At 69.5% G+C, this 6,652-nt stretch carries 7 protein-coding genes and 1 pseudogene; 5 read left to right on the forward strand and 3 right to left on the reverse strand.

Going from position 1 to position 6,652, the window contains the following annotated elements:
* Positions 1–9 precede the first annotated feature (9 nt).
* The 3 genes from ACFE8Y_RS03980 to ACFE8Y_RS03990 form a co-directional block, all read right to left on the reverse strand.
* On the reverse strand, positions 10–561 hold the full coding sequence (locus tag ACFE8Y_RS03980) for a hypothetical protein (protein ID WP_375463094.1): 552 nt from the start codon (positions 559–561) through the stop codon (positions 10–12).
* Positions 525–752 (reverse strand): hypothetical protein, encoded by a 228-nt coding sequence (locus ACFE8Y_RS03985; protein ID WP_375463095.1) that lies wholly within the window; start codon positions 750–752, stop codon positions 525–527. Before ACFE8Y_RS03985 ends, ACFE8Y_RS03980 begins: the two co-directional genes overlap by 37 nt.
* 346 nt (positions 753–1,098) lie before the next feature.
* A complete protein-coding gene (locus tag ACFE8Y_RS03990) occupies positions 1,099–1,563 on the reverse strand; it encodes a hypothetical protein (protein WP_375463096.1) in 465 nt (154 codons plus the stop codon).
* Positions 1,564–2,183: 620 nt separating this feature from the next.
* Between ACFE8Y_RS03990 and ACFE8Y_RS03995 the strand changes: the two genes are divergently transcribed.
* The 5 genes and pseudogenes from ACFE8Y_RS03995 to ACFE8Y_RS04015 form a co-directional block, all read left to right on the forward strand.
* Positions 2,184–3,347, forward strand: a complete 1,164-nt coding sequence (locus tag ACFE8Y_RS03995) for a helix-turn-helix transcriptional regulator (protein ID WP_375463097.1) — start codon at positions 2,184–2,186, stop codon at positions 3,345–3,347.
* Positions 3,348–4,483: 1,136 nt separating this feature from the next.
* A complete protein-coding gene (locus ACFE8Y_RS04000) occupies positions 4,484–4,867 on the forward strand; it encodes a DUF4189 domain-containing protein (RefSeq protein ID WP_375463098.1) in 384 nt (127 codons plus the stop codon).
* 38 nt (positions 4,868–4,905) lie between these two features.
* Positions 4,906–6,123 carry an LCCL domain-containing protein gene (locus ACFE8Y_RS04005; protein WP_375463099.1) on the forward strand — a complete coding sequence of 406 codons (1,218 nt, stop codon included), beginning with the start codon at positions 4,906–4,908 and terminating at the stop codon, positions 6,121–6,123.
* 39 nt (positions 6,124–6,162) lie between these two features.
* Positions 6,163–6,444: an MliC family protein gene (locus tag ACFE8Y_RS04010; protein WP_375463100.1), complete on the forward strand. Its 282-nt coding sequence runs from the start codon at positions 6,163–6,165 to the stop codon at positions 6,442–6,444.
* A 21-nt stretch (positions 6,445–6,465) separates the two neighbouring features.
* Positions 6,466–6,652 (forward strand): annotated as a pseudogene (locus ACFE8Y_RS04015) (hypothetical protein); the annotation flags it as partial.

Consider the following 6,652-nt stretch of genomic DNA (forward strand, 5'->3'; position numbering starts at 1 on the left):
GTCGAAGGCTTAGCCCGCCGCGCCGCGCCGCGAAAGGCCGGCCTTCCGGCGCGGCGCGGCCGGTCGCGGCACCAGCACGCAGACCGTGCGCGCGCCGGCCAGCGCGTCGTCGCGCGGCCCGGTCTCGCAGCGCAGGGCCGCCCGGCCCGTCGCGCCCTGGCGCGGGGCGTCGGCGAGCAGCGAAGCCTGGTGCAGTTGCAGGGCGAGGACTTCCACGTCCTCGGCCGCGGCGCCGGTGACGGCGCGGGCGGCCCGTCCGATCAGCGCGTAGAAGGTGCGGGCCGGCTCGCGGTCGAGGGAGCCGAACACCATCCGCGCCGGCGCCCGGCAATCGAGACTCACGCGCTCGGCATCGGTGGCGCGGAACACCGCGCGCTGAGCCTCGCGGCCCGCGAGCGAGGCGCCGGTGGCGCGGATCACCGTGGCGGTGAGCCGGTCGCAGGACTCCGCCCGCACGGGCCCCGAGCCGAGCAGGAGGCTCGCGACGAACGCGGCAGCGCCGAGGATGAGCAGGAGATGAGGCGTCAGGCGGGGAGCCAGTCGCCCTTGGATGTGCGGCATACCAGTTGCTGCGGCAGCTCCGTCGTTCCCGCCCCGTCGATCGTTGCCGATCCGTCGGTGCGGCGGCAGATGCGGTTTCCGGCCTCGGCGGTCTGCGTGGGCGCGGATTGCGGTCGAACTGTGATCTCGCGCTTGCGTCCGTCGGAGCCTTGACAGGAGAGGTAGCGCGGCTGGTTGGTCGCCGCCGCCATCTGAGCCTCCCGGATGCGCGCCCTGTCCTGCGCGTCGAGGGCGGTGAGGACGGAGCAGCCGATTCCACCGACGGCGGCGCCGACGGCCGCTCCCGCCAGGGCGCGCCGTCCGCCCCCGGTCGCGGCCCCGATCAGCGTACCGATTACCGCGCCTCCGACCGCGGAGGCGACGCAGCGCCCGACCGCGTCGTCGAGGGGGGCTCCCGCGGCAGCCGTTCTCGCCGGTCCCGTGGTGTTGCACCCGCCCACGAGCAACCCGACGCAGAGGACGCTGCTTAAAGCTCCTGGAACTCGACCAAACATCGCATAGACCCCCAAGCAAGACTTCAGTTTCTTGGTGCAGCGTTCAGAACTGCGAATCCTCGACGCGCTGAATCTCGAAGCGCAGGTCCTCGCGCCGCGCCTGATCAGTGCCCCCGAACACGACTTTGGGATCGGAGATCTTCCCCGACGCCACGCCGCCCTTGAAGGTCAGATCGAGGTTCCGTGCGCCCCCGAACGGCAGCTTCGCCCGGTCGGTCGGCTCGCCCTGCGGGTCCGTGAACCAAGTCTGGGCGAACCGGCCGTCGCCGCGCACCTCGCAGGCCTCGCCCCGACAGAGCATCTTGCCGCCGATCGGCGTGGCCGTGCTCTTCGAGAACGTGGTCTCGATCCAACTGTCGACGAGATCGCCCTGCGCGGTGGCGGCGAGGCGCCCCTGCCGGTCGAACAGGAGCCGCCGCTTGCCACGGAAATGGCTGCAGCAACCGACGAGGCCGCCATGGATGGCACGACGGATGGATTGGCGGACGAGCCGGATGCAGCGGATCACCCTGATCCGTTCCGGTCCGCCGCGCATCTGGCGCGGGCACGGGCCGAGCGAAACGGGAACGGAGCAACCCGTCCGACCGCGGCAGGCACCCGGTCGGATACATCGGGCCACCGGGATGCCGGACTCGGAACCGCTGACCCGGACAACCGCCGGGGTCCAGGTCGTCCGCCCGGATCGAAAAACCGGCCGTCTTAACCGCCGAACGAGTCCGGCTGATCCGAGGCATAATAAATAGGCTTATAGTCCTGCAATTTGATGATCTGATCGGCGGTGACACCCTCGATAGCCTGCCAATCTTGGCATCCCGATCAGACCGCCACTATCGATCATCATGGTGCGTTCCAGAAACGATATCGAGCAATCGGAAATGAACTTCATTTTCTCCGGGCTTGTCATCATCAATACTCAATTTATCTGACGCACCAAAAATTTATATAAATCGGTTCATCATATTGGTTGAGTGAATATAATCGTGTGAATTTTCCATTCTAGCAATCTCTCTGATCGATCCGTATCATACAAATCGCATAACCGTCGGAGCGCGTCTTCTGAATGGAATCGACGCTGGCGAATCGTCTTGACCCGTCGGCCTTCCGCGCAGAAGACTGTTGGAGAAGGCCATGGGAACCGTGGAGCATTTCAAGACACTCTGCTGCCTCGGTCTCCCCCTGCGGCCAGCCCTCATGGCCATTGCCGGCGCGGTCCGGGAGGTCGTTCCGGCGCAATGGACCCGCATCGGGCTCATCGACAACGAGCGTCCCACGATCGGCTTCGGCGAGCATCCCGAGTTCATGCCGCTGTTTCTGCCGACCTGGGAGAGCTTCTACCGAGACAAGACGTCCGTGGTGACGGTCTGGATGTCGCAGATCGCCAAGGGGGGCATCGGCGTTGGCCTGCCTCTGCAGAACGGCACCTACCTCGGCAGCGCCTACTACAACGAGTTCGAGAAGAAGCTCGACTCATGCTGGCTCCTGGACGCGGTGCTTCACGACGGCAAGCGTGCGATCGGGTCCATGGTGCTGTCGCGGCCCCGCACAGCCAAACCCTTCGGTACGGGCGAGGTCAACGCGCTCGACGCCCTGCGGCCCTGGATGGTGCACGCGCTGCAGGCCGAGAACGCGGCCGTGGAGGCGGGGCCGCCCGGGAACGGGCGCGAAGGTGGATTCGCCGACGGCGTACCGTTGCGGCACGCGACGGCGGTCTTCGACGCGGCCGGACGCGAACTGTACCGCACCGCGGGCACGGGGCACCTCTACCTCATCCTCGACGGGACGATCGACAACCACTGGCGCCGGCGCTCGCCGCCCGATGTCCGCACGCCCGCTGTCGTCGGCCGGGTCGTGCAGGCCCTCGTGGCGACGGCGCGCGGCAAGGCGGCACCGTGCCCGCGCGCCACCGTCAGGACGCCCTGGGGGCGGATCACCATCGAGGCGAGTTGGCTGACACCGACGACGGTCGATCCGGCCGGCCTCGCCGCCGATATCGCGGCCGATCCGGGCGGCCTGCCGATCGCGGTGAACCTCGGGCTGCACGAGCACGCGGTCGCCCGCGCGGCGCGGGTCCTGCGCGTCAGCGGCGCCTCGCCCGGCCAGACGCGGGTCGGCGTGCTTCTCGCCACAGGGCTGTCGAAGCCGGAGATCGCGAGGCAGCTCGGGATCGCCGAGACGTCGGTGATCGATGCCGCCCGCAAGCTGCATCGCCGGCTCGGCACCCGCAACGCGGCCGAACTCGGCATGCACCTGTGGCTCGAGGAGCCTGACGTCCCAGACCCGAAACGGCGCTGAGCCGCCGCCGTCCTTTCCGGAGGCTTCCACCAGCCGCTCGATCCGGCAGGGACCGCTCTGCCCCTATCCCGAGCGGGCACCGGATGGACCGGCTTCTGCCCTCCGATCGGAGGGCGACAGGCCGCTCTCGCGGAACCTAAGCTGCCTGACGCCATCGGACCCCGCCCGATGTCCTGGCTGGATGCGAGCGACGGGCGCCGTTGTCCCTACCCCGGAGGTCACGTGATCCAGAAGCGGCGGGAAGACGGGCAGCAGGGGCGCGGGAGGCCGGCTAGCCCGAACACCGGAGGCGCGTCCGCAGACCCGCGACGCCGCGCACCGGCGTGAGGTCCATCGCGCCTTCATGCATCCCGCAACGCAGCCTTCGGAGAGGCCTGTCATGACACGCGTTCTGATCCGAGTGGTCTTGCCGCTCTGCACCGGCGCCCTGCTCGCGGGGAGTGGAGCCAAGGCGGCCCCGCTCGGGGCCGAGCCGGGCCTCCTGGCGCGCGTCGCCCCCATCGCACTGGTGATCTATCGCCGCGGGTCCGACGGAGGACCAGGCGGCAGCGAGGGCCCGCCGCCCCGCAGCGCCCCGCGCGGACGCCCGACGGCCGCTCCTGCGTCCTCCGGTGGCCTGATGGGATACTGCCGACGCCGTCCCTATTCCAATGGCCCGTGCCAACGAACCAGCGCCTTCGAGCGGTATCGGCGTCCGCGCTTTCCGCCATCGTCCGGTCCTGGATTCTAGCGGGGAGGCCGCCCCATGAGACCGACGATCCTGTGCGTGGCGCTTTCGGCGGGCGTCCTGCTTGCCGCGAGCGCAGCCGGAACCGCATCGGCGGGCTTCGCGCCGGGGCTCGGCACCGCCTCGCCCGATGCCGCGATGTCGGTCCAATATCGGCGCAGCGGGTGGCCCGGCGACTGGACGCCGCACCGGCCGGGGCCGCGCCAGCCGCCCCCGTCCCGCTGCCGCTTCTTCGGTGACCCGACCGGCCAGTTGAATCGCGCCTGCGGAAGCGGGGCACCGCCGAGCCGCGGCGGCTCCTCCCGGAATTGCCGGTACGAGCCTGGGCCGAACGGGATCTACCATCAGGTCTGCCAGCCCAGCGGCCGACGCGGCGAGGCGCCCCGCAGACCTCGAGAAGGAGGAAGCCATGCGTAGGATCACGATGCTGACCGCCGCCGCCCTCGCGGCTCTTCTCCCCGCAGCGGCCTTCGCGGAATTCATCGGCGCGCCTCCACCGGCACAGGTCGCCGTCGCCGCCGATGGGCAGGGGCGATGGGGCTACACCATCACGAGGGTCGGCCAAACGGTCGATCCGTCCGCCGCCGCCCTCAGGAATTGCGGGCCCGGCTGCCGCATCGAGGCGACGGGCGACGCCACCTGCGTGGCCTATTTCGAGAGCCGGGCCGGCGGCTACTGGTACGGTGTGGGCATCAACAAATCCGCCCAGCAGGTCGAGAAGACCGCGTTGCACGGCTGTGCGCTCGGCGCCCCAGCGGGCACCTGCCGGGGTCTCAAGTCCACCTGTCAATGACGCGCCTGTGTGCTGCGTCCCTCGTTGCCGAGGTGTCCATGAAACGGTTCACCCACTTCGTTCTCGCCGGCCTGACCGTCGTCGTGAGCATCTCCGCTGTCGCGGCGTCCGAGTGTCCTACGGACTTCAAGACCTTCGACGGCACGACCGACCCCCTCATCTGCTCATGCTCGGCGGACGCCGTGAAGGCGGACGGTTCGGGCTTCGACACGGTCTGGGGCATGGACGTCTATGCCGACCGCTCGCTGATCTGCCGGGCCGCCCGCCATGCCGGCGCCATCGGCGAGGGAGGTGGGACCGTGATCGTCGTCCCGGAGGTGGGCCGCAAGGCCTATCCGGGCGTCAAGCGCAACGGGATCGTGTCGGATAACGACAGCGCGAACCCGGGCAGCTTCCGTTTCTCACTTCCGGCCAGACCAGCCACGCAAGCCGCCGTCCCCCTCCAGGCTCCGGCACCCTCTCCTGCCACCGCATCTCCGGCAGCCCCATCTTCTGCCGCCCCATCGCCCCTTGTTGCCTCTCCGAGCGTCCCAACGGCGAGCGGTGCCGCTTCCGAGTGTCCGGCAAACTTCAAGGCCTTCAACGGCACGACGGAGCTTTTGGCCTGCTCGTGCTCGGCCGATGCCGTAAAGGCGGACGGTTCGGGCTTCGACACGGTCTGGGGCATGGACGTCTATGCCGACCGCTCGCTGATCTGCCGGGCCGCCCGCCATGCCGGCGTCATCGGCGAGGCGGGCGGTACGGTCACCGTCGTCCCGGAGGGCGGCCGCAAGGCCTATCCGGGCGTCAAGCGCAACGGGATCGTGTCGGACAACGACAGCGCGAACCCGGGCAGCTTCCGTTTCCTGCCTCCGGTCCGACCGGTGACGCAGGGCGCCGCGCCGGTCCAGCAGCCCATCGCGGCTTCGCTGCGCGAGCGCGGCGAGGTCGATCTCTACGTGCGGTTCCGGACCGCCTCGGCCGAACTCGATCCGATAACGCTCCCGGTCCTCGACGAGCTTCGCGGAGCCCTGGCCGGCTCGCCCGGTCTGAACCTCGCCCTGATCGGGCACACCGACAACGTCGGCACCCGCGAGTACAACCTGCCCCTGTCGTTGAGGCGCGCGGAAGCCGTGCGGTTCTGGCTGGCCGATCGCGGCGTCGGCCTAGCGCGCATCGCGGTCGACGGGCGGGGGTTCGACGAGCCGATCGCCGACAACGCGACGGAGTCGGGGCGCGCCTTCAACCGCCGCGTCCAGGCCAAGCGCCTGCCGTGATGCTGGAACAATGCGGGCATGCCCTGGAGGGAGATGCCGATGAGACCATGGATCGCCGCCGCCGCGCTGCTGGCCGGGTGGCCCGCCGCCGCGGCACTTCGCGGAAACACCGTGCGCTACCGGTGCGACGACGGCCAGATCGTGCAGGCAACCTATTTCGGCGTGGATCGAGCGGAGGTGTCCCTGGCCGGCCGAACCTACCGCCTTAGGAACGCCATGGCGGGGTCCGGCGCCCGATACGTGGGAGCGGGCCTGTCGCTCTGGGAACATCATGGCGAGGCCGAGATTGAGATCGACGGACGAACGATCAGGTGTAGATGAACGCGCCTTCCGAGCTCCGATCCGGTGCCGGTCTCGCGTGCAAGGGTTCGGGATCGCCGCGCGACAGGAACCGAGAACCGGGTCCGCTTCACCTCGACGATCCTGCCGAAGGAAACACAGCGCACGCGCAGCCTGAATGCGCTTCTACCGCGACTAGAGCGGCATCCGATCAGGTTGGATCGTGGGCGTCGTAGCCTGCGGCTGCGAG

The organism is uncultured Methylobacterium sp., assembly GCF_964242245.1.
Lineage (GTDB): Bacteria > Pseudomonadota > Alphaproteobacteria > Rhizobiales > Beijerinckiaceae > Methylobacterium.

Coding starts and splice junctions, on each gene's coding strand:
- ACFE8Y_RS03980 (WP_375463094.1), bottom strand. CDS start 561: ATGCCGCACATCCAAGGGCGACTGGCTCCCCGCCTGACGCCTCATCTC.
- ACFE8Y_RS03985 (WP_375463095.1), bottom strand. CDS start 752: ATGGCGGCGGCGACCAACCAGCCGCGCTACCTCTCCTGTCAAGGCTCC.
- ACFE8Y_RS03995 (WP_375463097.1), top strand. CDS start 2,184: ATGGGAACCGTGGAGCATTTCAAGACACTCTGCTGCCTCGGTCTCCCC.
- ACFE8Y_RS04000 (WP_375463098.1), top strand. CDS start 4,484: ATGCGTAGGATCACGATGCTGACCGCCGCCGCCCTCGCGGCTCTTCTC.
- ACFE8Y_RS04005 (WP_375463099.1), top strand. CDS start 4,906: ATGAAACGGTTCACCCACTTCGTTCTCGCCGGCCTGACCGTCGTCGTG.
- ACFE8Y_RS04010 (WP_375463100.1), top strand. CDS start 6,163: ATGAGACCATGGATCGCCGCCGCCGCGCTGCTGGCCGGGTGGCCCGCC.